This is a genomic window from Nitrosospira sp. Nsp14, from assembly GCF_900113575.1.
Lineage (GTDB): Bacteria > Pseudomonadota > Gammaproteobacteria > Burkholderiales > Nitrosomonadaceae > Nitrosospira.
This window is the reverse complement of sequence record NZ_FOPV01000001.1, coordinates 105806-131530: the sequence shown is the minus strand read 5'-3', so window position 1 is coordinate 131530 and position 25725 is coordinate 105806. Positions and strand designations below refer to the sequence as shown.

Sequence of the window (25725 nt, the reverse complement as noted above, 5' to 3'; positions counted from 1 at the left end):
GCCAGCATGACCTCGTCCTCGCGAATTATCGCGGCCGCGCTCATTATTTTCGTGGCTGGCTGCGGCAGCGTCCTGAAGCGCGATTCACCAGGAAAAAATGCCTCCGCCAGTGGCGCCGTCTCGAGCGCAAAAAAACGTGGTGGCTATTATCTGGACGATGGCCCTGGCGAAAACCCCCCGGTTGACCTGGCTTCAATCCCTGACGCCACCCCGCGCGATGAGCCGTTGCGCCCAGCCAACATGCGTCCTTACTCGGCGCTAGGAAGGTGGTATACGCCTAAAACCACGCTTGAAGCATACCGGGAAAGAGGGATCGCTTCCTGGTATGGCAGACGTTATCACGGGCAGAAAACGGCCTCGGGCGAACTCTATGACATGTATGGCATGACGGCGGCGCATCCCACCCTGCCGATACCCAGCTACGTCCGCGTTACCAATATCAGCAATAGGCGTTCTGTAGTCGTGCGCGTCAATGATCGCGGACCCTTTCTCTCTGAACGCCTTATAGATCTCTCCTACACCGCCGCTTTCAAGCTCGATGTACTAGGCGGGGGAAGCGCCTGGGTGGAGGTGGAGACCATCCTTCCGGGCGGAGGGGCCACCCTCGCGGTGGCCGCGGCGCCCGCTCCGGTTTCGAATTCTGACTTTACCTCAAACTCGTCAAAAGCCTCAACGGCTACTCGCTCCCCTTCCCGTATCGCCCTTGCTGTCGTGGAAAAGGGAAGCCCACCACTTGCCCGTCCGGAAGAGCAACAGAGTGATGAGGCCAATCCGGATTTGTTTGAAATAATCCCGTCCCAGGCACAGTACGGCACATCCGACTCCAATAGCGATGCCAATACCAGTGGTGGCGCACCGAATACCGCAGACACGGGTGGAATTTACCTACAACTGGGCGCTTTCACTGCCTATGATAATGCGGATAATTTTCTTGTGCGCATGCGCGCCCAGCTTCCCTCCATAAGCTCCCTTGGAATCATGGCCAAAGATGGCTTATTCAAGGTTCATGCGGGACCTTATCTCGATCAAAACGTGGCTCGTCAGGACGCCGATAAAATCGCGCAAAGCTTATCCATCAGACCAATGTTGCTTATACGGTAAATGCCGATGCATGGTTGACCTTCCGCATGGTTCGCATCCTGCTCGAACGAAGTGAACGAATCCCGGCCAACTTCCGCGATAGCCAAATCGCAGCGCCCTTGATAAAATCAATGCCTTCGTCGATTAAAATTCAGCCCATCATAATCAGGATCCACCATGACCCAACATTTCGGCCCCGCAAAAAAAATCAGCACATTTTATCCTCCGCAGCGCACATTGATGGGCCCGGGGCCATCGGACACGCATTCGCGCGTCTTATCCGCCATGGCCCGTCCAACGCTGGGCCATCTCGACCCGGTATTTACCGACATGATGGAAGAACTGAAGAGCCTGCTGCGGTATGCCTTTCAAACTTCCAACCTGCTGACGTTCCCGGTTTCAGGCCCCGGCTCTGTTGGAATGGAAATGTGTTTCGTCAACATGGTCAACCCGGGCGACAAAGTGATTGTGTGCCGCAATGGGGTGTTTGGCGCTCGCATGATCGAGAACGTGCAGCGCTGCGGCGGCACGGCAGTAGTGGTGGAGGACAAATGGGGCGCGCCGGTCGACCCGCAGAAAGTGGAAGATGCGTTGAAGCAGAACCCTGATGCGAAGGTAGTCGCTTTTGTACACGCCGAGACATCCACCGGGGCGCTGTCGGATGCCAAGACCCTTTGTGAAATCGCCCATCGGCGCAACTGTCTCACGATTGTCGACACCGTGACGTCGTTGGGTGGTTCTCCCCTCAAAGTGGACGAATGGAAGATCGATGCGATTTACTCCGGCAGCCAGAAATGTCTATCGTGCCCGCCCGGCTTGTCGCCTATCAGTTTCTCGGAACGGGTGGTGGACATGGTAAAAAATCGCAAAGGAAAAGTACAAAGCTGGTTCATGGATCTGAACCTGCTGCTCGGATATTGGGGCACAACCCGCACTTATCATCACACTGCCCCCACGAATGCGCTTTATGGCTTGCACGAAGCGCTGGTGATGCTGTATGAGGAGGGGCTGGAACACTCATGGGCACGCCACCAACGCAACCACATTGCGCTGAAAGCAGGGTTGGAAACGCTCGGGATGCAGTATCTGGTGGAAGAAAAGGCACGTCTGCCGCAACTCAATTCGGTGCTTGTGCCGGAAGGCACAGACGAGAAGGAGGTACGTCGCAGACTGCTGGCCGACTACAGCCTCGAAATCGGGGCCGGACTGGGGGACCTGGCTGGAAAAATCTGGCGTTTCGGGCTGATGGGTTATTCCAGCAGAATCGAAAACGTGATGCTTTGCCTGGGTGCGCTGGAAACGGTGTTGTCAGATATGGGCAGAAAAGTCGAATTTGGAACAGCGGAGGCTGCGGCGCATAACGCCTATGCCGATAATCCATTACCCTTGCCGGTGGCGAGCGAAGCGTCTGCCAAGGCAGCTTGACCGTAAGCACATCGAGTCAGGTTAAGCGACGGAGTGCCTGCCCGGTGCCGATAACAACCGTGCGGGCATGAGGAAAAAGGCAATAAAGCGGAAGTCCGATCCCGCTGCGGACTTAAATTACAGCCCCAGCCGCTGCCAGATCGTGCTCGTCAAACCTGCTGAGTTCAACGTGTAGAAATGCAACCCGGGCGCTCCGCCGCTCAGCAGGCGGTCGCACACATCCGTTACGATATCAAGCCCGAATGCGCGTATTGATGCGCTGTCATCCGCGTAGCCTTCCAATCTTTTCCTGATCCAGCGCGGTATTTCAGCGCCGCAGGCATCGGAGAATCTCGCCAGTTGTGAGAATTTATTGATCGGCATGATACCGGGCACGATGGGAATACTGATGTCCATCGCCTCGCAGGCCTCAACGAAGCTAAAGTATGCATCGGCGTTATAAAAATATTGCGTGATAGCTGAATCCGCACCAGCCTCGACTTTCTGTTTGAAGTGGCGCAAGTCTTCCTGCGCTGAATTAGCTTGGGGATGGTACTCGGGATAGGCCGCCACATCGATATGAAAGGCGTCACCGAACTCGGCGCGGATAAATGCGACCAACTCGCTGGCGTATCTGAATTCTCCCCCTTGCGCCATGCCCGACGGGAGATCGCCACGCAGTGCCACAATATGACGTACGCCACGGTCGCGATATTGCTTCAATATATTGCGGATATTCTCCCCAGTTGCACCAATGCAGGAAAGGTGAGGCGCAACTGTATAACCCTCGGCCTGGATCTCGAGCACCGTATCAAGGGTGCGGGCACGCGTTGATCCGCCTGCACCAAAGGTAACCGAAAAGAATTTTGGGTCGAGTTGCGCCAACTGCCTGCGTGTTGCGCGCAGCTTTTCGATTCCCTCCGGCGTCTGCGGTGGAAAAAATTCGAAACTGAAAGTGGGGGCGAACTTTTTTTGGGATTCCATCTCTGCCAAGCCAAGCACAAAAAGGTGCGCGGTGGACGGCCGAACGGCAATCCACCGCGCACCGTGGCGCCCTAAATCAGTACCGGTACATTCCGGGCTTGTAGGGGCCCTTCTTATCCAAATTCAGGTAATGCGCCTGCTCATCGGTCAACTCGGTAAGTTTAGCGCCTAGCTTTCCAAGGTGAAGCCTGGCCACTTTTTCATCCAGCTGTTTGGGCAGCACATAGACGCTCTTCTCATAGCTTGAACCATTTTGCCAAAGCTCCATTTGTGCCAGCACCTGATTGGTAAATGAAGTTGACATGACAAATGATGGGTGCCCGGTACCGCAGCCAAGATTTACCAAGCGTCCCTTTGCCAGCACGATGATGCGCCGCCCGGTCGGAAAAATGACATGGTCCACCTGCGGCTTGATATTCTCCCACTGGTATTTCTGCACGGAGGCAATGTCTATCTCGGAATCAAAATGGCCGATGTTGCAAACAATGGCCTGATCTTTCATTCTCAGCATGTGGTCATGAGTAATGACGCGAAGGTTGCCGGTGGCGGTCACGAAAATGTCCGCCTGATCGCAAACTTCGTTCATGGTAACAACGCGATATCCCTCCATTGCCGCTTGCAGCGCGCAAATGGGGTCGATCTCGGTAATCCAGACCGTTGCGCCCAGCCCGCGCAGTGACTGGGCACAACCCTTGCCTACATCGCCATATCCGCATACGAGCGCGATTTTCCCGGCGATCATCACATCGGTTGCGCGTTTGATTCCATCGACCAGGGACTCGCGGCAACCGTAAAGATTGTCGAACTTGGACTTGGTAACGGAATCGTTGACGTTGAATGCGGGAAACGGCAACTCACCTTTTTTCTGCATCTCGTACAGGCGATGCACGCCGGTGGTGGTTTCCTCGGTCACGCCTCGGATGCTGGCCAGTTTGCTGGAATACCAGCCGGGACTGGTGCTTAGACGCTTCCGAATCGCTGCAAACAGGGCATGTTCTTCCTCGTTCGCGGGATTGGCGATCACCGACGGATCTGCTTCGGCTCGGCTGCCAAGAATAATCAGCAATGTCGCGTCGCCGCCATCATCCAGAATCATGTTGGGCGCATTGTCTTCATCGGGCCACTCGAAAATGCGGTGAGTAAATTCCCAATAATCATCCAGCGATTCACCCTTGTATGCAAAAACTGGAATGTTTGCCGCCGCGATAGCAGCCGCGGCATGGTCTTGCGTTGAGAAGATATTACATGATGCCCAGCGCACCTGCGCCCCCAGTTTGATCAGCGTTTCAATCAACACCGCAGTCTGGATGGTCATGTGCAGGGAACCGGCGATGCGCGCGCCGGATAAGGGCTTGCCCGCGCCGTATTCCTCCCTCAATGCCATCAAACCAGGCATTTCGGTTTCGGCAATGGCAATTTCTTTACGCCCCCATTCCGCGAGGGACATGTCGGCGACTCTATAATCGGTAAATTTGTTATCCGCGGGAATGGAAGTGGACACGGACGGACTGAGCACAGCGTTCATAAAATTTTCTCCAGAAAATTAACGAGCGCCGTTGTTGCGATCCTTCCCCGCCGAGCCTCGCGGGACTGTGCCCGTTGCAGCGCTCCTCGGCGCGGGAAGGGATTAAAGCTGACGTAAGCTAAACCTGCAGACTCGCGGTTGCGTCCGCTTCCTCCGCTGATTCTATTCCGGCGTCCGCGCGCAGCTGAGCAGCCTTGTCGGTAGCTTCCCAGGAAAATTCGGGCTCATCCCGACCAAAATGCCCATACGCGGCGGTTTTTTGATAAATCGGGCGCAGCAAGTCAAGGTCATGGATAATACCACGCGGTCGCAGGTCAAAATGCTGTTCGATCAACGCGACGATTTTCTCGTCCGATATTTTCCCGGTTCCATAGGTGTCCACCATTAAGGAAACAGGACGCGCTACTCCTATGGCATAGGCCATCTGTACTTCGCATTTACTCGCGATACCGGCAGCAACGATATTTTTTGCGACATACCGCCCCGCGTAAGCTGCGGAACGATCGACTTTGGATGGGTCCTTGCCTGAGAATGCGCCACCGCCGTGATGCGCGGTACCGCCATAACTGTCCACGATGATCTTACGACCCGTGAGGCCGCAGTCCCCCATAGGCCCTCCCACTACGAAACGCCCGGTCGGATTGACTAGATAACGGGTGTCCGCAGTCAATAAATTTTTTGGAAGCACTGGTTTGATAAGTTCCTCGATTACCGCCTCGCTTAATTGGCCGTGCGAAATGTCGGGATGATGCTGGGTCGAAATTACGACGGTTTCGATCCGTTGCGGTTTACCATTGCGGTAGCGCACCGATACCTGCGATTTCGCATCCGGGCGCAGCCACGGCAGGCGTCCATCCTTTCTCAGCTCGGCCTGCCGCTCCATCAAGCGATGGGCATAATAGATCGGCATCGGCATCAATTGCGGCGTTTCGTCGCAGGCGTAGCCGAACATGAGCCCCTGATCGCCCGCCCCCTGATCCATTTCCTCTTCCTTGGTACGGTTCACGCCCTGGGCAATGTCGGGGGATTGTTTGTTGAAAGCGGTCAGGACTGCGCAGGTCCGGTAGTCAAAGCCAACGTCGGAACTGTCGTATCCGATCCGCTTCACGGCTGCGCGTGCCACCTGTATATAGTCGACATTGGCCTCGGTTGTGATTTCGCCGGACATCACGATCAAGCCGGTACTGCATAAGGTCTCGCAGGCTACCCGTGCATTGGGATCCTGGGCCAGGATCGCGTCCAGAATAGCATCGGAGATCTGATCGGCCACTTTGTCAGGATGACCTTCGGATACGGATTCAGAAGTAAAAAGATAATCGCTCATGTCGTCCAGCCCGTTTATAGTCGTAAAAGGCCTGTAGAATACCAAATTACTCGGTTATTAAGAAGACGAATAACATTGCTGATACCCTCTCTCTTTTAACAAATTGATCCATAGCCCGAAGCGGGGAAGTTTTGCGGTCCTCCGGCGGCCGTTCATTTAGGTATTTTTTCACTGCTATACTCATGAAACTCAAGTTCACCAAAATGCATGGCCTGGGCAATGATTTCGTGGTTATTGACGCCGTGAACCGGCCGGTCGCTCTTAACCGTGAACAGCTATGTTTACTGGCTGACCGCCACTTCGGCATTGGCTGTGATCAGATCCTCTTGATCGAGACCGCAAAAGGCGGCGCAGACTTTCGTTATCGCATTTTCAATGCCGATGGGGGGGAAGTAGAGCAGTGCGGAAATGGCGCGCGCTGCTTCGTTCGCTATGTGCATGACAACCGCATGTCAGCCAAACGGGAGATCCACGTCGAGACGCTGGCTGGCATCATTATTCCCAAGCTGGAGAGTAATGGTGAAGTTACCGTCAACATGGGCGCGCCCAAGTTCGAGCCGGAAGAAATTCCCTTCGTTGCTGAAAAACGCGCATCAACTTACCGGCTCAATATCGATGGCAAACAGGTGGAGATCAGTGCTTTGTCCATGGGCAACCCCCACGCGGTTCAACTGGTGACGGATATTGATCAGGCGCCGGTGCCGACTGAGGGCGCACTGATCGAAGGTCACGCTCGCTTTCCCCAACGGGTGAATGCTGGATATTTTCAGGTGGTCGACAGACATCATATTCGCTTGCGGGTTTACGAGCGTGGTGCCGGAGAAACGCTTTCCTGCGGCACAGGCGCCTGTGCTGCGGTGGTGGCGGGTATCCAGCGAGGATTGCTGGAGTCATCGGTGACAGTCAGCTTTCGTAATGGTGATCTCGGCATACGCTGGGAAGGCGAACCTCACCCGGTCTGGATGACCGGCCCTGCCGTCGCGGTATTTGAAGGAGAGATTGAGTTATAGGACTCAGCCCTGCGCAAATCGTCCATAGGTACAGTTGCTGGTAAAATCAGTAGATTACCTGGCTCCACGGCTTGAGAGGGGGCTTCTTTAAAACGCGAAAACGTCCCGCGGTGGCTTGAATTGCTGCAGCGGGAACCTACCAAGGTTGATCAGCGATGTCTAATATCGACGATATGAATCTCGGTCCGGAGGAGGTAGTCCGCTACCTGCGGACTCATCCCGAGTTCTTCGAGGACCACGCGGACATGCTGACAGAGATTCAGGTGCCTCATCCTCATGGCGGCGGGGCCATACCAATAAGCCAAAGGCAGATTGCCGCACTCCGGGATAAAAATCGCGTGTTGCAGGAAAAATTAGCGGAGTTGATCAGATTCGGTGAAGAGAATGACGCCATTGCCGATAAAATGCACCGGCTGGCTGTTTTGCTACTCACGTTCAAGCGCTTAAGCGATCTGGTGCATGATTTAAACTTTGATCTGCGCGAGAATTTTTCCGTACCCCACACGGTGCTGCGGTTGTGGAACGTCACCAGCGAGGACTCGGCTCTGCCGGAATTCTCGCCCACCAGCGCCGATATTCACGCCGTGGCAGAAAGCTTGGTGCATCCATATTGCGGGACCCACATAATGGACGAGATCCATCACTGGTTTGGGGAGGACGCCACGCGGCTGCGCTCTTTTGCGATGGTGGCGCTGCGAACGCAGAAGACCATCGGTCTGCTGGTCATGGGAAGCGAGGATCAGCAGCGGTTTTATCCGGAAATGGGAACGGTTTACCTGACGCGGCTGAGTGAGCTTGTCAGCGCTGCGCTAGGGCGCCTTGCCGCACCCGCCCATACCGAAGAAACGAACCAGCATGATCAGCGGTAACAGCCAGGAACTTGCCTCTGCCTATCTGTCCCATGTGGCCACGGAGCGGCGTTTATCGCCGCTTACGTGTAAAAGCTATGCGCGCGATATTGCTGTGCTGGTAAAACTTGCGCAGAGCCTGCCGCTCGATCAACTGCAAATACATAATATCCGGCGCTTCTCAGCCCAGCTGCATGGGAATGGGTTTTCCGGCAGAAGCCTTTCCAGGATGCTCTCGGCATGGCGCGGATTTTACAAATACCTCACGCGGGATCACGGCTTCGACTCCAATCCCTGTGCCGGTGTCCGAGCGCCGAAGTCACCTAAACCTCTGCCGCATACCCTTTCGCCTGATGAGGCTGCAAAACTTCTGGAGTCGTCCATGGGCGACGACCCAATGGCGGTCCGAGACAAAGCCATGTTCGAGCTTTGCTATTCCTCGGGTCTGCGGCTGGCTGAGCTCACAGACATGAAACCGGAGGATTTGAGCTTATCTGACGGTACCGCGCGTGTCACCGGGAAAGGCGGAAAGACTCGGATAGTGCCGGTTGGCAGCAAGGCGATACAGGCGGTGGGCGAATGGATAAAACAGCGCGAGGGCTTGATGCGGCCGGGAGCATCGGCTTTGTTCCTGTCCCGATACGGAAAAAACATCAGCCGGCGGTCGATTGCCCAGCGCCTTAAAGATCACGCTGTGCGGCAAGGTATAAACGTCAACGTTCATCCTCATGTATTGAGGCACTCGTTCGCCTCGCACCTATTGCAATCGAGCGGCGACTTGCGGGCTGTGCAGGAGATGCTTGGACACGCCAACATCAGCACCACTCAGGTTTATACCCATCTCGATTTTCAGCACTTGTCAAAGGTCTATGACGCCGCCCATCCGCGTGCGAGGAAAAAGGAAAAGGGTTGAACCTTGCGCCAGCCTCACCTCTAGTTGAGCTTGCCGAGCGGTACAATTTGCATGTTTTCGAGGAATCAGCGTTATAATCCCGGCTCCGGACGATAACGCCCTAAATTTAATTAATGCCAGAACATCATGACAACCATTCTTTCCGCGCGACGCGGGGGCCAAGTCGCACTCGGGGGTGACGGGCAGGTAACCCTGGGCGCTGTTGTGGCCAAGGCAAGTGCTCGCAAGGTACGCAGGCTATACCACGAAAAAATCCTCGCCGGATTCGCTGGCGGTACCGCGGACGCGTTTACATTGTTTGAGCGTTTCGAAGGTAAGCTTGAGAAACATCAGGGACACCTCATGCGCTCGGCGGTAGAGTTGGCGAAGGACTGGCGAACGGACCGGATCCTGCGCCGCCTGGAAGCAATGCTGGTGGTGGCCGATCCGGGTGTTACGCTGATCATTACGGGGTCAGGTGACGTAATTGAGCCGGAGTTGGGCCTCGCTGCGATCGGCAGTGGGGGCTCCTACGCTCATTCGGCCGCGCGTGCCCTTCTCGAGAATACCAGCCTGACGGCACGGGATGTCGTCGAGAAGTCGCTGGCGATCGCGGGCGATTTGTGCATCTATACAAACCAGAATTTTGTCATCGAAGTTCTGGAGTGATACCAGTAAGCCGGGATGCGGAAGATATGGCGTGCAAAATACCATGTACGATGGGGATCACGTCGAGCTTACCCGTGTTACCCTTACTTTCCGCCGTTGCCTGCTTGCAAATTTTTCGCAGCTGAAATTTAACACGATCTCAAAGCCATGTCTCAGTTGACCCCGCGGGAAATCGTCCATGAGTTGGATAAGCATATCATTGGACAGGAGGCAGCCAAGCGCTCCGTCGCCATCGCGCTCCGAAATCGCTGGCGCCGACAGCAGGTTATGGACCCGCTAAGGCAGGAAATTACCCCCAAGAATATTTTAATGATCGGACCCACCGGAGTCGGCAAAACCGAAATTGCCCGGCGACTGGCTAAGCTTGCGGATGCCCCTTTCATCAAGATCGAAGCGACAAAATTTACTGAAGTAGGTTACGTTGGGCGGGATGTGGACTCCATCATACGTGACTTGGTGGAATCGGCAATCAAGCAATCGCGCGAGCGGGAAACCCAAAAAATGCGCGCTCGTGCTGAAGATCACGCCGAAGAACGCATTCTCGACGTGCTGCTGCCGGCGGCGAGAGAGATCGGCGCGCCGATAGAGGTGAGTGAAGGCGAAAGCGCTACCCGGCAGAAATTCCGCAAGAAATTACGCGAGGGGGAGCTGAACGATAAGGAAATCGAAATCGACGTGGCTTCCCCCCACACGCACATGGAAATTTTTGCGCCGCCTGGCATGGAAGAACTTACCACGCAAATCCAGGGCATGTTCCAGAATCTGGGAGGAGAGAGGAAGAGAACACGGAAGCTCAGGATTCGCGAGGCCATGAAGCTCATCACCGAAGAAGAAGCGTCCAAACTCGTTAACGATGAAGAATTGAAGCTTCAGGCGGTGCAAAATGTTGAGCAGAACGGCATTGTGTTTCTCGATGAGATCGACAAGATCACCAGTCGCTCGGAAACTTCCGGAGCGGATGTTTCGCGTCAGGGTGTTCAGCGCGACCTGCTCCCACTGGTAGAAGGTACCACCATTTCAACCAAATATGGGATGATCAAAACCGATCACATCCTGTTTATCGCCAGCGGCGCATTTCATCTCGCCAAACCCTCCGATCTGATACCCGAATTACAGGGGAGATTCCCCATTCGTGTCGAACTCACGAGCCTCAGCGCCGATGATTTCGTGCAAATCCTGACCAATACGGATGCGTGCCTTACACGCCAGTATGAAGCGCTCCTGGAGACGGAAGGGATCAAGTTGGAATTTACCCCCGGAGCGGTGCGGAGACTGGCGGAGATTGCTTTTTCGGTTAACGAAAAAACCGAGAATATCGGCGCGAGGCGTTTATATACTGCGATGGAGAAGCTTCTGGAAGAGGTGTCTTTCGATGCCGAAAAACACACCGGGGCCACGGTCGTTATCGATGCCGAATATGTCAATACGCGACTGGATAGTTTATCCCAAAGCGAGGATCTGGCGCGCTACGTGCTGTAACCACTCGATATACTGTTGTACGAATCCCGGTAGTACCGCACCGACGCCCGCCGTCTTCAGGAACTTGACCGGCACACCATTGCAAGCGAGCGCCCACTATGCGGTCACTAATCAGATAGGGGACTTGCGCTAGGCAAATTGTCCCGCCGCATGGCCCGATGCCCAGGCCCACTGGAAATTGAAACCACCCAGATGCCCGGTTACATCCACTACCTCGCCGATAAAGAATAGGCCCGGCACTTTTCTCACTTCCATGGTTCTGGAGGACAGCTCCCGGGTATCTACCCCGCCAAGCGTTACTTCCGCCTTTTTGTAACCGGCGGTACCCTCGGGCTTGATTTGCCAATCGTGCAATTGCGCGGCGATCTTGTTCAAGCTGTGATCATCATAGTGATGCATCGCCACGTCCTGCTCTCCTTTGATTGAATCGATCCAGGCTTTTGCAAACCGCCGCGGCAAATGTTGCGCTAGCACATTGGAGAGAAGCGCGCGGCTACGCCTCTGTTCGAGCAACCACGCCTTGGCATCCAGACCGGGTAACAGATTGATGTGGATAGGAGACCCTGGTTTCCAGTAGCTGGAAATTTGCAATGTCGCGGGACCGCTCAACCCGCGGTGTGTAACGAGTAGATTTTCTCGGAAACGCCCGGTGTTGCAAGATACCTCTGCGTCAAGCGCGACCCCGGGAAGTTCGGAAAGCTGTGCCAGCTGGTCGCGCGCAAAAATCAATGGAACCAAGCCCGCGCGCAACGGCGTCACGCTGATCCCAAACTGCTCTGCAATGCGATAGCCCAAAGAACTTGATCCGATTTGGGGGATTGAAAGGCCCCCAGTCGCGATCACCAGCGATTCCGTCTCGAACTCGGCAACGTCGGTTTCAAGCATGAAGCCCACGCCGCGTGCGCTGGGGCGATTTATATTGGTAACTCGGCATGGCATTTGCCATTGCACCTTCGCTTGGTTGCACTCCCGCCGAAGCATGTCGATGATTTGCTGCGAACTGCCGTCGCAAAATAATTGTCCGAGCTTCTTTTCGTGATAACGGATACCATGCCTTTCCACGAGCGCTGTAAAATGCTGCGGGGTGAAGCGCGCCAATGCCGAGCGGCAGAAATGAGGATTGTGCGAAAGGAAATTCGCTGGCGTTGTATGACGATTGGTAAAGTTGCACCGGCCCCCGCCTGAAATACGGATTTTTTCGGCGAGCTTGGTTGCGTGATCGAGCAACAGTACTGAACGTCCGCGCTTTCCGGCCTCCATTGCGCACATCATGCCTGCGGCACCTGCGCCTATTATGATCACGTCCTTTTTCAAGCGCATGTGAGCTGTAACTGAATGACGCCCCGGGCTTGACGCTACGAGCTCGCTTTACGCCATATGCTGGCAAGCCACGGCTGGCGTTCGCGCGGAAGTCCCGCGGGCCGGTAGTAATGATCTATCTCGATAAACGCCGCTCCGGCCATGAAGCCGCGCCAGCCCTGGATGTCGTGATACCGGCCATAACGCCCCTGATTCCAATATTCCTCATTATTCCCCCGCGGATTGGAGCTGAACAACACGCCGCGGGGTTTCAATGCCATCGATAGCTCCGCCAATACACGGGATAATTCGGAGCCGGGAACATGAAACAGGGAAGCATTGGCGAATATGCCATCGAAGTATCCGCACGGCAGGGAGAGCTGAAGAAAGTCCTGATGCCACACTTCGCAGCCGCTATAGGATCGCGCCATCTCGACAAAACGTATGGCCCCCTCCAGCCCAACGGCAATATGACCAAGCTCCGAAAAAACTTTCAGATCACGGCCCGGTCCACAGCCAAAATCGAGAATCGTGCAGGGCGGACCGCTCTCGATGTGCTGCAAAAATGCGGCGATATTTTGGCTGACGTCATGGTCTTTCGTACCCGTCCAGAACGCATCGGCACGTTCGTTGTACCGAGCCAGCGTTAGCTCGGAAGTTTTTCTCAGGTCGTGCGGGTCGGTATTCAACGGGGTTGTCTCGCCACTTCCTTCTCTGGAGGCGATTATTTCATCCAAATTAATCGTCAAGAGTCGCCGGTGGCGTTGCGGAGTGCAAGCACGGTGCTTGGACGACCCCGAGCAGGACGCCGCGTGTTTGTAAGTCGAGCATAGCTTCCAGTCCCGCCTTTATGACGACCTCCGGCATGGGGTGGCGGCTTTCCGCAGCAACTATTTCAAGCGCCGCCTGACCGCTATACTTGCCGGACTCCAGAAGGTTAACCAAGCGCGAAGTATAGGCATTGATCTCGGTAAATTGCACATCACCGGACCGGTCGCGGAATACCAGCAGGTGCGTTTCCGCCGGTTCGACGTCGACCTGCGGTCCAATACGGTGCACCGGCCAGCGATAACTCAGGTTGGCGAGCACCGGATTTAGAGCAGGGCGATTTAGCAATAAGCTGCCGTCGGGCGCGATTGATGCCCAGTCCGGAGCGCGATTCGAAACGGAAAGCACCAGCTCGACCCACTCGTAGTGTGCGAGCTCCAGCAGGAAGGGCGGGTAAGTTTGAGGTATTGCACCCTCGGTCTGAAGGAATTGGACAAACTCGTCCGGTATCTGTCGGAAAAAAGGCGAGGCGCTGCGATGGGTGGCCAGGAAATTCTTCACGAGCTCTGCCCACCGTTGCGCACCGAGCACATCTCTGACAACGGGAAAGCATGGCAGTAGAAAATTTTCTAGATTGCTGTAAACCAGCCTCGCGTAAACCTCCATACGGCGCGACTCGACTCCGCCTGGACAAGGGTGTCCCCGGGGGTCGCGAATGTGCGACGTGAATTCACGCTGGAAGCGCTGGAATTCAGGAAGCGGCGGCAACATTGGGCGGGCCTGCGTAGCGGGTCTGAATTACGTCGATGCGTTGAATTTCGCGCACGAGTTCTTCAAGAGGCGGAATATTAAAATCCCGCTCCAGCAGCGTTGGCCGTACGCCATGAATTTGATAGGTTTCATCCAACAACGCCCATACCGGATCGATAACCTCCGTTCCGTGGGTATCGATTATTAGATCCTGCGCTTCATTATGATGGCCTGCTATATGCAGATAGACAATGCGCTCGGTGGGCATGGCCCGGATGAATTCGACAGGATCGTAGCCGTGATTCACGCTGTTAACATAAACGTTATTGACGTCGAGATGCAGGTCGCAATCCGCTTCTATCAACACGGCCCGAATAAATTCAATTTCACTCATATCAGCAACAGGAGCTTGCACGTAGAACGAGGCATTTTCCAGGGCGATGCGCCGCTCCAGAATCTCCTGGACGCGCCGAACCCGTGAGGCAACATATCTTACTGCTTCTTCGGTGAACGGGACCGGGAGAAGATCATAGAGGTAGCCACGGTCGTCAGAACAATAGGAAAGATGTTCGGTATATAAGATAATCTGGTGCTGGTCGAGGAACCGGCGTATCGAATGTAATAGAGTCTCATTCAGGGGCGCGGGGCTTCCAATCGAGAGCGAGAGACCATGACAAACAAAGGGGTAGCGCTCGGTGAAGCTACGCAAGTCCCGTTCGTATCTTCCGCCAAGCTCGATCCAGTTTTCCGGGGCGATCTCGAAGAAATCGATCACGGCTGGGACACGGTTTTTCAGCGCAGGAATCAATTCCTGCCGAAATCCCAGCCCCACGCTTGCCGCGCGCAGGGACTCCACGAATCAGGTGTTACTTCTTCATGGGAGCGGGCGAACTGGGATTGGACTTACCTCCGCCGAAATTATCCGCTTCCGTTTTGTCGACAGAACCATCCTTATTGACATCAATCTGGTCGAAGATGGCTCCGTGGTGCTTTAAAAATTCCTCTTTGGTGACCTTACCGTCCTTGTTCGTGTCCGCCAGCGACATGCCGCATTTTCCCTCGCCGCCCTTTGTGGCGGCGCCATATTCCTTCGTGGCCGTACCGTATTTGCTGGGATCGACTCTATCAGCGTAGGCTACCATGTAGCCTTGGGGTAGAGATTGAATGGCGAAAGGATTATTGGCTGGTGGGGCGTCGTCAGCTGCACGAACGATCGACGCCGTGCTCAAGCTCGTAACAAGTACGGAGCCAACTGCAATCGAAATCATGGATTTGTGGTGGCGCACGATATGTTCTCCTCAGTGTAGAAAATATTATGTCACAATTTGGCAAAGGCGACCGACGATTCAAGGGCGAATAACGATCGGCGACACATCCTCGACACCGGCATCCCTGAATTGCAATTGCAATACTCAAATCTTTGGCAACAGCCCCGCATTTATTTTTGTTCAGGGGGTATTCAAGCGTTAAGAATTCTGCAAGAATTCGTGCTGCCCTGTCCAGATTACATGCGAATGAATTGACAGAAGTTTTCCAAGTTCTCATACATGAGTACATAGCATCAACTCATCCTTATTGAATCGAATAGCATCCAAGTTCAGTCTGTTTTTTGTTGAGGATTTCAGCGCTCGAAATGGCTCTGATGGCAATACTTTTTTTATCAATACGTCAAAAATAAGTGCGTCCTAGTCGCTATATATAGGTTTTTTGAAGCGTCGTCATAGTAACGAGAAATGAAAGAGGAATACTAAACATGCCGCAAGAACTATATAAACAAGCCACCCCGTATAAGCCGAAGAAAGGGGAAAACTACATGAGTCCCAAGCAGTTATTGCATTTTCGCAATATACTGGAAGGGATTAAAGTTGGGTTGGGGCAGGACATAGATCGCACGGTGCATACCATGCAAGACGAGGCCACCATTTTCGCGGATCCTAATGATCGCGCCAGCCAGGAATCGGATATGGCGCTGGAACTGCGCAATCGTGACCGTGAGCGCAAGCTAATCAAGAAAATAGACGAGACTATTGCAAAAATTGATACCGGTGATTACGGTTATTGTGAAAGTTGCGGGATTGAAATCGGCCTGAAACGTCTGGAGGCGCGCCCCACCGCTACCCTTTGCATAGATTGTAAGACGCTCGACGAGATCAGGGAAAAGCAAGTCGCTAAATAACCTACCCCTTTGTTGTCACGCGGTCGGAAATAGGTGCCGCCATGAAAAAGCCCCTGTCTTACTATAGGGGCCTTTTTTTTACGGATGAGATTAAGGTCTTAGCTTGCTACGAGGGGGCTCATCTGTTCCAACTCGTCTTATCCTGAGTTAGGTCGCTTCGCTATCTGTCGTCTCGGCAGCAACCGCTTTCATACTGAGACGTAGACGACCTTTATCGTCAGCCTCCAGAACCTTCACACGCACAGTCTGCCCTTCCTTAAGATGATCAGCAACGTTATTGACGCGCTCGTTGGCAATCTGGGAAATGTGCAACAATCCATCCTTGCCCGGCAGCACGCTGACAATGGCGCCAAAATCGAGAAGTTTTAATACAATCCCCTGGTATATTTTTCCCACCTCTACCTCGGCGGTAATATCCTCGATTCGCTTTCTCGCCAACTCACCACCTTCGGCATTGATACAGGCAATCATAACGGTGCCGTCGTCAGTGATATCGATAGTGGTGCCGGTCTCCTCAGTCAGCGCACGAATTACTGCTCCGCCCTTTCCTATCACATCCCTGATTTTTTCAGGGTTGATTTTTATTTTAATGATACGCGGGGCATGCTCCGAAATTTCCTCGCGCTTCGCGGGCATGGCCTCTTTCATGATGCCAAGAATATGGAAACGTCCTTCTTGGGCTTGGATCAGCGCAGCGTGGAGAATATCCTTGGTGATGCCCTGGATCTTGATATCCATTTGTAGAGCCGTGATACCTTTTTCGGTACCGGCCACCTTGAAATCCATATCGCCCAGATGATCCTCGTCCCCGAGAATGTCGGTCAGAACAGCAAATCTGTTGCCTTCCTTGATCAGCCCCATGGCAATGCCAGCGACATGGGCTTTCAACGGTACACCCGCATCCATCAGTGCAAGGCAACCGCCGCAGACTGAGGCCATAGAACTCGAACCGTTGGATTCAGTAATCTCGGAAACGACCCGCAGCGAATAACCGAACTCTTCAGGTGTAGGCAATACGGCAACCAGCGCTCGCTTGGCAAGGCGGCCGTGGCCGATCTCCCGGCGCTTGGGCGTACCTACCCGACCGGTCTCACCCGTAGCGTACGGTGGCATGTTGTAGTGAAGCATGAAGCGCTCGGAGTAGTCCCCTTGCAGCGCGTCAATTTTTTGCTCGTCCCGACCCGTACCTAACGTTGCAACCACGAGCGCCTGGGTCTCGCCGCGGGTAAACAGGGTGGAGCCGTGGGTGCGCGGTAACAACCCGTGTCGAATGGTAATAGGACGTACGGTGCGCGTGTCGCGCCCGTCTATGCGCGGTTCGCCGTCGAGAATCTGGGAACGCACAATTCTGGATTCCAGCGCAAAACAAGCCTCCTTGACCGCTTGTGCATCCGGCCCGTCCTCGGTATCGACCCCAACTTCAGTGAATACCCTTGTCCAGATGTTGTCGATGGTTTCCGATCGAACCTGTTTCTGTTTGATCTGGAAGGCGGCGCGCAGATCATTTTCGGCCAGACTTGCGATTTTCTCAGCCAGCGCGGCGTCTCGCGAGGGTGATACCCAGTCCCATGCGGTAACCCCCGCTTCATCGGCCAGCTCATTGATAGTATCAATTGCGACCTGCATCTGCTGATGGCCGTAAAGAATGGCGCCCAGCATGATGTCTTCGCTTAGCTCGTTGGCCTCGGACTCTACCATCAGGACCGCTTGCTGCGTACCTGCCACAACGAGATTCAACTGAGTCTGCTTTAATTCGGTCGTGGTGGGGTTCAAGACATATTCGCCATCGACGTAGCCGACGCGGGCGGCACCAATCGGACCATTGAAGGGAATGCCGGATAGAACCAGCGCCGCAGAGGCGCCGAGCATGGCGGGTATGTCCGCATCTACCTCATTATCGGATGACAGGACTGTGGCTACGATTTGTACTTCATTGTAAAAATGATCGGGAAATAGCGGCCGGATGGGCCGATCAATCAGACGAGAAGTGAGGATTTCCTTTTCGGACGGACGACCCTCCCGCTTGAAAAAACTTCCCGGTATTCTTCCGGCTGCGTAGGTCCGTTCCTGATAATCGACGGTTAGGGGGAAGAAATCCTGCCCCTGCTTAGCGTGTTTTGCGCCCACCACGGTAACCAGGACCACTGTATCGTCCAAGGATACGATTACTGCTCCGTGCGCTTGCCTTGCTATTTCTCCGGTTTCGAGCGTTAGGTGATGAGACCCGTACGAGATGCTTTTCTTGATTTTCAATTACCTACCCTTTTCGATAAAAACATTTCAGCGCCGCGCCGGGTGAACCGATACAAGCCTAAAACTTTAGATGCTCATTCGGTCATACTATCTCAATCAGGGCTCGATATGCTATTTGCGCAAGCCGAGACGCTCTATTAACGCACGATAACTATCGGCGCTGCTGCGTTTCAAATAATCCAGCAGCTTGCGGCGTCGACTCACCATGCGCAATAGTCCGCGGCGGGAATGGTGATCTTTGACATGCGCTTTGAAGTGAGTGGCCAAGTCGTTAATGCGTGCGGTCAACAACGCCACTTGCACTTCGGGAGAACCAGTATCTCCGGCGGCTCGTTGGTAGTCGCGTACTACCTGTGCTTTTTGATCGGTTGTGACTGACATGCTACTCTCCATTACAGCTGATACGAAAGAAGGGCGATATTTTAACCTTTAACATGGTCAACGCTCAAGTAATGTTACGTTTTATTTCATGCTGAGCCTGCAGGCAAAGCTGAAGCGGTAACCGGGACTGAGGTTTAGCATGAAACAAAGTAATTACTGGCGCCGATGTATCTGGCGCTCATCTTCTGTTTACCTGCTCACTCTCGCCGTTGTCCGGGATATCGATGAACTGTGCGGGCAGAGGGGCCAGCAGGGGATGAACAGGTGACTTGCAAGCTCTTGCCTAGTCAAGTGCGGTGTCGGGCACATTACCTGGCACTGCCTCGGTAGCTTGCGGGGGATGAAACGGAGTTGCGTGAAGCAATCCCCATTTCCGTCCCGCCTAATCGCGCAACGCTAGCCAATGCGGAGCATGCGGCCCGCGAATCAGCCGCAAGACGCAGCAGTGTCCCAACGGTTAAAACCCGGCGTAGTAGTAAAGGCAGCAGCCGAGCCAAGTCGGCGCTACCATCAGGGCGTACCACATCAAGCAGAACGGTTGGAGGTGAAAATTCCAACGGATCCGAGATTGCCCGCACGGCCAGAAACGGTAGGCCGGCATGAGCGGCAGCTTCCGCTACGGCTCCGCTTTCCATGTCCACTGCGCAGGCCCCGGTAGCTTGCGCCAGCTCGGATTTTGTCGTGCCCGACGTCAGCACGCCGGCGCTCGCAGCCAAGATGCCTCCAACGACACTTATGTGCGCAGGCAACCGCTGCCGCAGACGGTCGCGCCAGCTCAAGTCAACTTCCAGTAAGCGACCAGTATGGATCAATTCCGGCAATACTAAATTCCCGGGACGCAAACTTGGCTCCAGGGCTCCCGCAAAACCAAAGCTCATCAACGCTGTCGCGCCAGATGCACGCAACCCCTCGGCAGCTGCGCGCGCTGCTTCTGCACCTATACCGGAAAGCCATATCGCTCCATGCTCCCCGAGGCCGATCCGCTCGTTGAATGGTAGGCGACCCTGGGTAATGCAGCGAGCTTCAACTCGCATCGCGGTGACAATGCCTACTCCCCTCACACAAATGCATTCCCGGTCAGCGCCTGATATCTGGTCAAGGCCCATAGGGGGAAATATTTTGTGTACCCGTAGTATCTCAGGTAAAAAACTCGTGGGAAGCCAGGCGCCGTAAACCACGGGTCGTGCCATAGTCCATCCGCGTCCTGAGTATTCAGCAAGTATGCGATGCCTCGGCGCACTTCCGGGCAATTCGCTTCACCTGCCGCCATCAGACCCAGCAGCCCCCACGCGGTTTGAAACGATGTGCTTACCTTGAACTGGCCTGCCTGCTGCGGTTCGAAATAACTATCGTTACCTTCGCCCCAGCCTCCATCATCCCGTTGCACCGACTTTAGCCATAGCACAGCGCGGCGGACGGCGAGATCACCCACATCAACACGGGCCAGACGGAGAGCCTCCAGCACGGACCAGGTACCGTAAATATAGTTGCTTCCCCAGCGCCCAAACCACGCGCCGCTCGGTTCCTGTTCGCGGTATAGGCAGGCAAGGCCTCGCTGTACAGCTTCCTTATGCCGGTCCTCGCCGTGCAGGGCCAAGAAACCGGTACATCGCGCCGTGACATCGCTGGTCGGGGGGTCAAGCAAAGCGCCGTGGTCTGCAAACGGAATTTCATTCAGGTAGTAATATGTATTGTCGGAGTCGAACGCGGCAAAACCACCGTTCCGCGACTGCATGCCCGCGAGCCAGTCTGCGGCGCGTACGATGCTCTGGTGGTATGCCGCCGGGTCGGCCTGCTGTAGAGCCCATGCTACCGCCGCGGTATCGTCCAAATCCGGGTAGTGAGGGTTGGTATATTGAAAAGCCCAGCCGCCGCCCAGGAGTTCCGGATGCTCTTCCTGCCAATCCGCAGGTGCATCAAGTATTTGATTAGGAATTAGCCAATCGAGCGCCTGTCGAATAGGCTTCTGGTCGGCGTTGATATCCTCTTGTAGGGCGAGGCATGCCAGAACGGTATCCCACACAGGTGACGCGCAGGGTTGGCACCAGACACGCTCGCCTTCATCCACCAGCAGTTTACGTAGTGCACGGCGGCATTGCTCCCGATGAGGATGCTCGTATGGATAGCCAAGCAACGCCAACGCCTCGCCGGCGTTGACTATCGCCGGGAAGATTCCGCCAAGGCCGGAATCCCCATTAAGGCGCTCAATGGTCCAGCGTTCCGCTTTTCGTAGCGCATAGCGACGCAATGGCTTCGGAATAAACGGCTCAAACAGCGAAGCAGTACGCTCAACAACCAAAAACAGCCGATTGAGACGGGTGCGCACCGAAAAATAGTCTCGCTCTTCCTCGGGGGGAGTTGTAAACAGTTCCTGGATATGTATTTGTCGCGGGTTGACCGCGCGCGCTTTCAAGCTGCACAGGATGGAAAGCGGTACCATCACCGCGCGAGACCAGTACGCGACCTTGCTGATGTGAAATGGAAACCATCGCGGCAACAGAATGATTTCCACAGGGACAAATGGAACGCCGCGCCAGGGAATCTGCCCATACATTGCGAGCAATATGCGTGTGAATACGTTTGCCCGCGCCGCCCCTCCGTGTTTGAGAATAGCTGCGCGCGCCCGCATCATGTGAGGCGCATCCGGAGAATCTCCCACGATCTTGAGCGCGTAGTACGCCTTTACGGTGCAACTCAGATCGAAGGGGCCGCCGTAATACAAGGGCCAACCGCCGTGCTCGAGATCCTGTTTTTCACGAATGAACCGCGCGAGCCTGATTTCAAGGTCTGCATCCACGTCATCCATGAAGTGCATCATCAACACATACTCGGCGGGGATAGTGCAATCCGCCTCGAGCGGGAAACACCAGTGTCCGTCGTCTTTTTGCAATGAAAGCAGAGCGTCTCGCGCCGCGTTCAATCCGTTTTCCAGCATGGTCGGCCCGCCTGAATCCGGATAGCGATCTTGCGATGAAAGTATTGCAGCGCCTTCGAATCTTTTCATTTTTTTTACCTACCTTCCTTACGGTGAGTCAGGATACAACCCCATCCATACGGTCATGAGAACAAATACTGACAGCCACGTTTCTATTCCGCTGACCCGATACCACGCGAACGGATGGCCGAGGTCGGGATTCTTAACCATAGAAGTCCGTTCAAAAAATGCGACATGCCTCTAATACATCTATTTTTGCTATATCCCGGGACTTGACGAGGTTGGTTTAGCCGATGGTTTATCCGATATTCCAACGGCCGGTTCGTTCTGAAGGGAAGCATCATCCGACGGATCCTCGTAGCTCTCCGGCGGCGGACGGCCATCATAGATCAAGTGCTTACGTTGTTGCAAATAGCCTTCTCGTACAAATAGATAAGGGTCCAGTGCCGCCTGATCGCGAATCCGCATTGGACCGGATAATCTGGCCCGCTTGTCAATGATGCTTAAAATGGTCACGGGCGCCACGAAAGCGGTGCCTGCCACCGAACCAGCATAAAACAGGAGATTGCTGAAGACACTCACTGGAATACCCGGGGCATCGCGATAAGTGCTCGGCCCTATTAAGGGTACAAACAAGTAAGACCCGGTATTGACGCCCCAAACCCCCAGTGTCTGCCCAAAGTCTTCATCGTGTTGGGGCAGTCCCATTTGACCCGCCATATCAAAGAGCCCTCCCAAGCCAATAGTCGAATTGACTACAAAACGTAGGCTGTCCTCAAATCCCTGACGAACTTTTCCCTGCAGAAAAGCGTTCAGGATAACGTTCGGGTAGGCGAGGTTATCATAGAAATTTCCAATCGAACGCTGCATGGGGTTGGGGACGTATTTTACGTAGACATCCGCAACCGGGGCCAGAACCGCGCGATCAATTTTATCGGTGAAGTCATAGAACTTGCGATTCGTTTCTTCGTTTGGATCAATCGGATCGGTGCCAGGGCCCGCGGGATGCATCGTGGCGCAACCCGAGAGTGATAAGGCGCAAGCTAATAATAAGCCGATTGTCGCTTCACGCGTCATGATGCGTAAGAGGGAGTACAAGCGTTGATTATCTGATGGGCTCGACAAAAAAAACGAATCAGTTAATGCGTTAAATCATCACAAGGTGCGAAGTATAAACAATAATCGCCACTGGCGCAGAACTTCGCAAAGTCATTACGTTCTCGCGCCTTGAACCGGTGCCCGCAACAACACGGGCAACACCGCGAGCGTGCAGACGAGGGTAAATGTCAGTCCCACCGTGAGCATTATCCCCATACTGGCGGTTCCCTGATGCGAGGAAAACATCAGGCTGGCGAAATCAACCAAAGCAGTCAAGGCGCTGTAGAAAATCGCTCGCGCAGTACTGGTATGAACCAGTACCTCGCTCACCATCTCGTTATTCAAGCTTCGGTGCACCATATGCAAGCTGCTATCGATACCAAGACCGAGCAGCAACGGTAATGCAATAATATTTGCGAAGTTGAATGGTACATCCAGCAGAACTGTGAACGAAGCAGTGAATAAACTGGATAGCAACAGCGGTAGCAGCACTAAGATGGTATATTTTAAACTGCGCAACAATATTAGCAATATTACGACGATGCCAACAAGCGCCAGCAGAAAGGCTTGGACAAATGCCTTCACCACTGCCTCGCCTGCTTCAAGGCTTACCATGGGTGCACCGGTCGCGTTGGGCGCCAGTTCCTGCACGGCCATTACGAAACGCCGCAACTCGTCGTTATCGTTAAGATCTTTTGCCGGGTAGACGGCCACCCGGTATTCTCCAGTGTGGCTGTGCCAGCGATTGACCAGGTCAGCCGGCAGGTCGTCCTCCCCGAACGGAGCGGCTTCAGTTGCGAGCTGCAGGCTCTGCAGTGCAATGGGTAAGGTTAAGAGCAGATCCTCCTCCACCGAACTAAGCAGTTTGCCCTTCTGCTCGTCGGTCCCCGCCTTGTCAACCAAAGCAAACAGGTTGGCGAGCGATGATTTCAGCTTGCCGGCGGCTTCGGTTGCGGCATGATTGGGATGCGCTTTAATAAACTGATCCAATACTGTAGCCAGCTTGTCCAGTGCACGACGTTGCCGTGCGGTGATGTCGCTGGCGGCAGACTCGGCCCTGGTTGAAATTGTTATAAGCCCAGTCGTAAGGGCCATGTCCTCAATAAGCAGCAGTTTCTCGTCTTGTTCTGATGGCACAAAATCATTTATGGTAACCACCTTGCTTACTTCGGGAAGTTTGGCGAGGTTTTCGGCCAAACGTTCCGCTTCAGTGCGCTCCTTCGCCAGGACGATTGAATGCCAGGGCGAATCCTCAGCTTTAGCGAGTAGTTCCCGGAACGCCCGCACCGCATCGCCGCGGGGGTCTTGCATGTTCAGCAAATTGTAGTCAAACCGCACTTGGGGCAGGATGGCGAGGGCAGCAACGGAAGCCACGGCAGTAGCGGCATAGGTTGCCTTGTGCCACCTCAGGGAGAGTTCAAGCACTTTGCCGACGGGGCTCTTGGGGATTGATTTCCTGAACCTGCGTTGCGGCAGACACCGTAACAGAGCCGGGCCAATCGTCAGGGTAACAAGCAGGCTGATTATCATTCCTGTCCCGGAGATGATGCCCAACTCTGCTACGCCACTGTAGTCGGTGGGCATGAATGCATAGAAACCGATGGCGTTGGTGATAGTACAGGCTGTCAGCGCAGCGCCCGCATCCCCGCCGGAAACCTGTATGGCCTGATCCGGCGGGGAACCACTTTCGAGAACCTCTCGATACCGCAGTAGAAAGTGGATGGCGAAATCCGCGCCCAAGCCAATATACAGCACGGCGAATGCGATAGAAATGAGGTTCAAGTGGCCGACAACCGCAGTGGCAAATGCCGCAGTAAGAAGCAAACCCATCGTCAGACAGACCAGGACGTTAACGATCAGCCCGCCAGTGCGCATGGCAAAGTACAACACCAGGCCCACCATAACAAAGGTGATCACGCCGGCATATTCCATCCCACTAAGCGAGCTTTTAAGTTCCTCATTGGCTAACGCCGCCTCACCCGTGATTCGTAGGCGTATCGGGCCGCCCTCTGTCACACCAATATCTTTTGCGATGGTATGCAGAGCGTTAAGGGATTGTTCCGCCGGAGATAGCTGAGAAAAATCCTGCTTCGGCTTGACGACGATTATGTGTTGATATTTATCCTTTTGTGCCTCGCCGCTGAATAACGCTTGCCATGACTGCGCTCTCGGCGTTCCGTCGATACGCGCGTCCAGCGTTGCGCTTATCCCTTCCATGACGGGCCGCAGTTCCATGTTGCGTCCCTTGGTCATTTCTGTAACTGCCAGCGTGAGCACGTCAGCAAAAGCAGTCAAGGTAGGATCATCAGCGATCTGCGCGATAAGCGGCTGCGCGGCTACGATACGATCGGTAATTTGCACCAGCTCCGGAATACTTTCGTATAGCAAACCGTTACGCGCAAAGAAATCCTCGGCGGTTGGCGCAAAGACATCCTGAAAATTGGTGGTGTCCGCCTTCAACCGCATGGCAAGACGTTGCGTCGTGGCACGTGCTTGCTCGGGCGTAGGCGCCTCCACGACCAGCAACATGGTATCGATATCTTGCGGAAACGTTTCGGTGTAATGCCTCATGTTGACGCGAAACGGCAAGTGCTCCGAAAGCATGTCCGTGGTATCGGTGTTCATGCCAAGGTTACGCGAGACATATATCCCGCAGGCAATCGCGCCCAGTAGGGCAATGAGAAGAACCCAGGCACCGTGCCGATAGGACATGGTAGACCAGCGCGCAAAAATTTCGTAAGTGCGGCTGTGAGAAGCTTTGGTCGGTGTGGTCATACCTCGGAGAGCAATCTGAAGCGATGAATCCGTGACGCGGCTTTAAGGGATATGATGCGCAAAAAGGCAACGGGG

22 protein-coding genes and 1 riboswitch are annotated in these 25725 nt (G+C 54.5%); of the genes, 8 read left to right on the top strand and 14 right to left on the bottom strand.

The window, feature by feature from the left end:
• The first annotated feature begins 6 nt into the window (after positions 1 to 6).
• Positions 7 to 1101 carry a septal ring lytic transglycosylase RlpA family protein gene (locus BM022_RS00540; RefSeq protein WP_091135718.1) on the top strand — a complete coding sequence of 365 codons (1095 nt, stop codon included), beginning with the start codon at positions 7 to 9 and terminating at the stop codon, positions 1099 to 1101.
• A gap of 156 nt (positions 1102 to 1257) precedes the next feature.
• Positions 1258 to 2505 carry a pyridoxal-phosphate-dependent aminotransferase family protein gene (locus BM022_RS00535; protein ID WP_091135715.1) on the top strand — a complete coding sequence of 416 codons (1248 nt, stop codon included), beginning with the start codon at positions 1258 to 1260 and terminating at the stop codon, positions 2503 to 2505.
• 117 nt (positions 2506 to 2622) lie between these two features.
• Here BM022_RS00535 and metF read toward each other — a convergent pair whose 3' ends face one another.
• From metF to metK, 3 genes are all read right to left on the bottom strand, one after another.
• Positions 2623 to 3468, bottom strand: coding sequence for a methylenetetrahydrofolate reductase [NAD(P)H] (gene metF, locus BM022_RS00530; protein WP_091135713.1), 846 nt, complete (start codon positions 3466 to 3468; stop codon positions 2623 to 2625).
• A gap of 76 nt (positions 3469 to 3544) precedes the next feature.
• Entirely contained in the window at positions 3545 to 4993 is a 1449-nt protein-coding gene (gene ahcY / locus BM022_RS00525) for an adenosylhomocysteinase (RefSeq protein ID WP_091135710.1), read from the bottom strand.
• 16 nt (positions 4994 to 5009) lie between these two features.
• Positions 5010 to 5087: riboswitch (S-adenosyl-L-homocysteine riboswitch) on the bottom strand.
• Between the two features lie 24 nt (positions 5088 to 5111).
• On the bottom strand, positions 5112 to 6317 hold the full coding sequence (metK, locus tag BM022_RS00520) for a methionine adenosyltransferase (protein ID WP_091135707.1): 1206 nt from the start codon (positions 6315 to 6317) through the stop codon (positions 5112 to 5114).
• A gap of 182 nt (positions 6318 to 6499) precedes the next feature.
• On the opposite strand from metK, the gene dapF reads away from it, so the two are divergent.
• The 5 genes from dapF to hslU all read left to right on the top strand — a co-directional run bounded on the left by dapF (position 6500) and on the right by hslU (position 11215).
• On the top strand, positions 6500 to 7327 hold the full coding sequence (gene dapF, locus BM022_RS00515; protein ID WP_091135704.1) for a diaminopimelate epimerase: 828 nt from the start codon (positions 6500 to 6502) through the stop codon (positions 7325 to 7327).
• Between the two features lie 155 nt (positions 7328 to 7482).
• On the top strand, positions 7483 to 8196 hold the full coding sequence (locus BM022_RS00510) for a DUF484 family protein (RefSeq protein ID WP_256208770.1): 714 nt from the start codon (positions 7483 to 7485) through the stop codon (positions 8194 to 8196).
• Positions 8183 to 9088 carry a tyrosine recombinase XerC gene (gene xerC / locus BM022_RS00505; protein WP_091135702.1) on the top strand — a complete coding sequence of 302 codons (906 nt, stop codon included), beginning with the start codon at positions 8183 to 8185 and terminating at the stop codon, positions 9086 to 9088. The genes BM022_RS00510 and xerC overlap by 14 nt, the downstream gene beginning before the upstream one ends.
• A gap of 126 nt (positions 9089 to 9214) precedes the next feature.
• On the top strand, positions 9215 to 9736 hold the full coding sequence (gene hslV, locus BM022_RS00500) for an ATP-dependent protease subunit HslV (RefSeq protein WP_091135700.1): 522 nt from the start codon (positions 9215 to 9217) through the stop codon (positions 9734 to 9736).
• A gap of 147 nt (positions 9737 to 9883) precedes the next feature.
• A complete protein-coding gene (gene hslU, locus BM022_RS00495) occupies positions 9884 to 11215 on the top strand; it encodes an ATP-dependent protease ATPase subunit HslU (RefSeq protein WP_091135699.1) in 1332 nt (443 codons plus the stop codon).
• Between the two features lie 129 nt (positions 11216 to 11344).
• Here hslU and BM022_RS00490 read toward each other — a convergent pair whose 3' ends face one another.
• The 5 genes from BM022_RS00490 to BM022_RS00470 are packed head-to-tail and all read right to left on the bottom strand — an operon-like array spanning position 11345 to position 15318.
• Entirely contained in the window at positions 11345 to 12529 is a 1185-nt protein-coding gene (locus tag BM022_RS00490; RefSeq protein ID WP_218146807.1) for a BaiN/RdsA family NAD(P)/FAD-dependent oxidoreductase, read from the bottom strand.
• Between the two features lie 41 nt (positions 12530 to 12570).
• Complete coding sequence (locus tag BM022_RS00485; RefSeq protein WP_256208768.1) at positions 12571 to 13263, bottom strand: class I SAM-dependent methyltransferase; 693 nt, start codon at positions 13261 to 13263, stop codon at positions 12571 to 12573.
• Positions 13253 to 14053 (bottom strand): HvfC family RiPP maturation protein, encoded by an 801-nt coding sequence (locus BM022_RS00480; protein ID WP_091135694.1) that lies wholly within the window; start codon positions 14051 to 14053, stop codon positions 13253 to 13255. The genes BM022_RS00485 and BM022_RS00480 overlap by 11 nt, the downstream gene beginning before the upstream one ends.
• Positions 14034 to 14888 carry an HvfB family MNIO-type RiPP peptide maturase gene (locus tag BM022_RS00475; RefSeq protein ID WP_091135692.1) on the bottom strand — a complete coding sequence of 285 codons (855 nt, stop codon included), beginning with the start codon at positions 14886 to 14888 and terminating at the stop codon, positions 14034 to 14036. The genes BM022_RS00480 and BM022_RS00475 overlap by 20 nt, the downstream gene beginning before the upstream one ends.
• A 10-nt stretch (positions 14889 to 14898) precedes the next feature.
• Positions 14899 to 15318, bottom strand: a complete 420-nt coding sequence (locus tag BM022_RS00470; protein WP_091135690.1) for a hypothetical protein — start codon at positions 15316 to 15318, stop codon at positions 14899 to 14901.
• A 467-nt stretch (positions 15319 to 15785) separates the two neighbouring features.
• On the opposite strand from BM022_RS00470, the gene dksA reads away from it, so the two are divergent.
• Positions 15786 to 16208 carry an RNA polymerase-binding protein DksA gene (dksA, locus tag BM022_RS00465; protein ID WP_091135687.1) on the top strand — a complete coding sequence of 141 codons (423 nt, stop codon included), beginning with the start codon at positions 15786 to 15788 and terminating at the stop codon, positions 16206 to 16208.
• A 147-nt stretch (positions 16209 to 16355) separates the two neighbouring features.
• Here dksA and pnp read toward each other — a convergent pair whose 3' ends face one another.
• The 6 genes from pnp to BM022_RS00435 all read right to left on the bottom strand — a co-directional run bounded on the left by pnp (position 16356) and on the right by BM022_RS00435 (position 25650).
• On the bottom strand, positions 16356 to 18461 hold the full coding sequence (gene pnp / locus BM022_RS00460) for a polyribonucleotide nucleotidyltransferase (protein ID WP_091135685.1): 2106 nt from the start codon (positions 18459 to 18461) through the stop codon (positions 16356 to 16358).
• Between the two features lie 111 nt (positions 18462 to 18572).
• Positions 18573 to 18842 (bottom strand): 30S ribosomal protein S15, encoded by a 270-nt coding sequence (rpsO, locus tag BM022_RS00455; protein WP_091135683.1) that lies wholly within the window; start codon positions 18840 to 18842, stop codon positions 18573 to 18575.
• A 308-nt stretch (positions 18843 to 19150) separates the two neighbouring features.
• Positions 19151 to 19876, bottom strand: a complete 726-nt coding sequence (locus BM022_RS00450; RefSeq protein WP_256208766.1) for a phosphorylase family protein — start codon at positions 19874 to 19876, stop codon at positions 19151 to 19153.
• Positions 19877 to 19899: 23 nt separating this feature from the next.
• A complete protein-coding gene (shc, locus tag BM022_RS00445; RefSeq protein WP_091135679.1) occupies positions 19900 to 21846 on the bottom strand; it encodes a squalene--hopene cyclase in 1947 nt (648 codons plus the stop codon).
• A gap of 189 nt (positions 21847 to 22035) precedes the next feature.
• Positions 22036 to 22854, bottom strand: coding sequence for an MlaA family lipoprotein (locus tag BM022_RS00440; protein WP_091135677.1), 819 nt, complete (start codon positions 22852 to 22854; stop codon positions 22036 to 22038).
• 135 nt (positions 22855 to 22989) lie between these two features.
• Positions 22990 to 25650, bottom strand: coding sequence for an MMPL family transporter (locus BM022_RS00435; RefSeq protein WP_091135675.1), 2661 nt, complete (start codon positions 25648 to 25650; stop codon positions 22990 to 22992).
• Positions 25651 to 25725: the final 75 nt, after the last annotated feature.

Excerpts from the sequence above, each read along its gene's own strand:
- BM022_RS00435 (WP_091135675.1), bottom strand. The coding sequence starts at position 25,650 with ATGACCACACCGACCAAAGCTTCTCACAGCCGCACTTACGAAATTTTT.
- BM022_RS00440 (WP_091135677.1), bottom strand. The coding sequence starts at position 22,854 with ATGACGCGTGAAGCGACAATCGGCTTATTATTAGCTTGCGCCTTATCA.
- shc (WP_091135679.1), bottom strand. The coding sequence starts at position 21,846 with ATGAAAAGATTCGAAGGCGCTGCAATACTTTCATCGCAAGATCGCTAT.
- BM022_RS00480 (WP_091135694.1), bottom strand. The coding sequence starts at position 14,053 with ATGTTGCCGCCGCTTCCTGAATTCCAGCGCTTCCAGCGTGAATTCACG.
- metK (WP_091135707.1), bottom strand. The coding sequence starts at position 6,317 with ATGAGCGATTATCTTTTTACTTCTGAATCCGTATCCGAAGGTCATCCT.
- metF (WP_091135713.1), bottom strand. The coding sequence starts at position 3,468 with ATGGAATCCCAAAAAAAGTTCGCCCCCACTTTCAGTTTCGAATTTTTT.
- ahcY (WP_091135710.1), bottom strand. The coding sequence starts at position 4,993 with ATGAACGCTGTGCTCAGTCCGTCCGTGTCCACTTCCATTCCCGCGGAT.
- hslV (WP_091135700.1), top strand. The coding sequence starts at position 9,215 with ATGACAACCATTCTTTCCGCGCGACGCGGGGGCCAAGTCGCACTCGGG.
- hslU (WP_091135699.1), top strand. The coding sequence starts at position 9,884 with ATGTCTCAGTTGACCCCGCGGGAAATCGTCCATGAGTTGGATAAGCAT.
- dapF (WP_091135704.1), top strand. The coding sequence starts at position 6,500 with ATGAAACTCAAGTTCACCAAAATGCATGGCCTGGGCAATGATTTCGTG.
- dksA (WP_091135687.1), top strand. The coding sequence starts at position 15,786 with ATGCCGCAAGAACTATATAAACAAGCCACCCCGTATAAGCCGAAGAAA.
- BM022_RS00535 (WP_091135715.1), top strand. The coding sequence starts at position 1,258 with ATGACCCAACATTTCGGCCCCGCAAAAAAAATCAGCACATTTTATCCT.
- BM022_RS00450 (WP_256208766.1), bottom strand. The coding sequence starts at position 19,876 with ATGCGAGTTGAAGCTCGCTGCATTACCCAGGGTCGCCTACCATTCAAC.
- BM022_RS00510 (WP_256208770.1), top strand. The coding sequence starts at position 7,483 with ATGTCTAATATCGACGATATGAATCTCGGTCCGGAGGAGGTAGTCCGC.
- rpsO (WP_091135683.1), bottom strand. The coding sequence starts at position 18,842 with ATGTCAGTCACAACCGATCAAAAAGCACAGGTAGTACGCGACTACCAA.
- BM022_RS00540 (WP_091135718.1), top strand. The coding sequence starts at position 7 with ATGACCTCGTCCTCGCGAATTATCGCGGCCGCGCTCATTATTTTCGTG.
- xerC (WP_091135702.1), top strand. The coding sequence starts at position 8,183 with ATGATCAGCGGTAACAGCCAGGAACTTGCCTCTGCCTATCTGTCCCAT.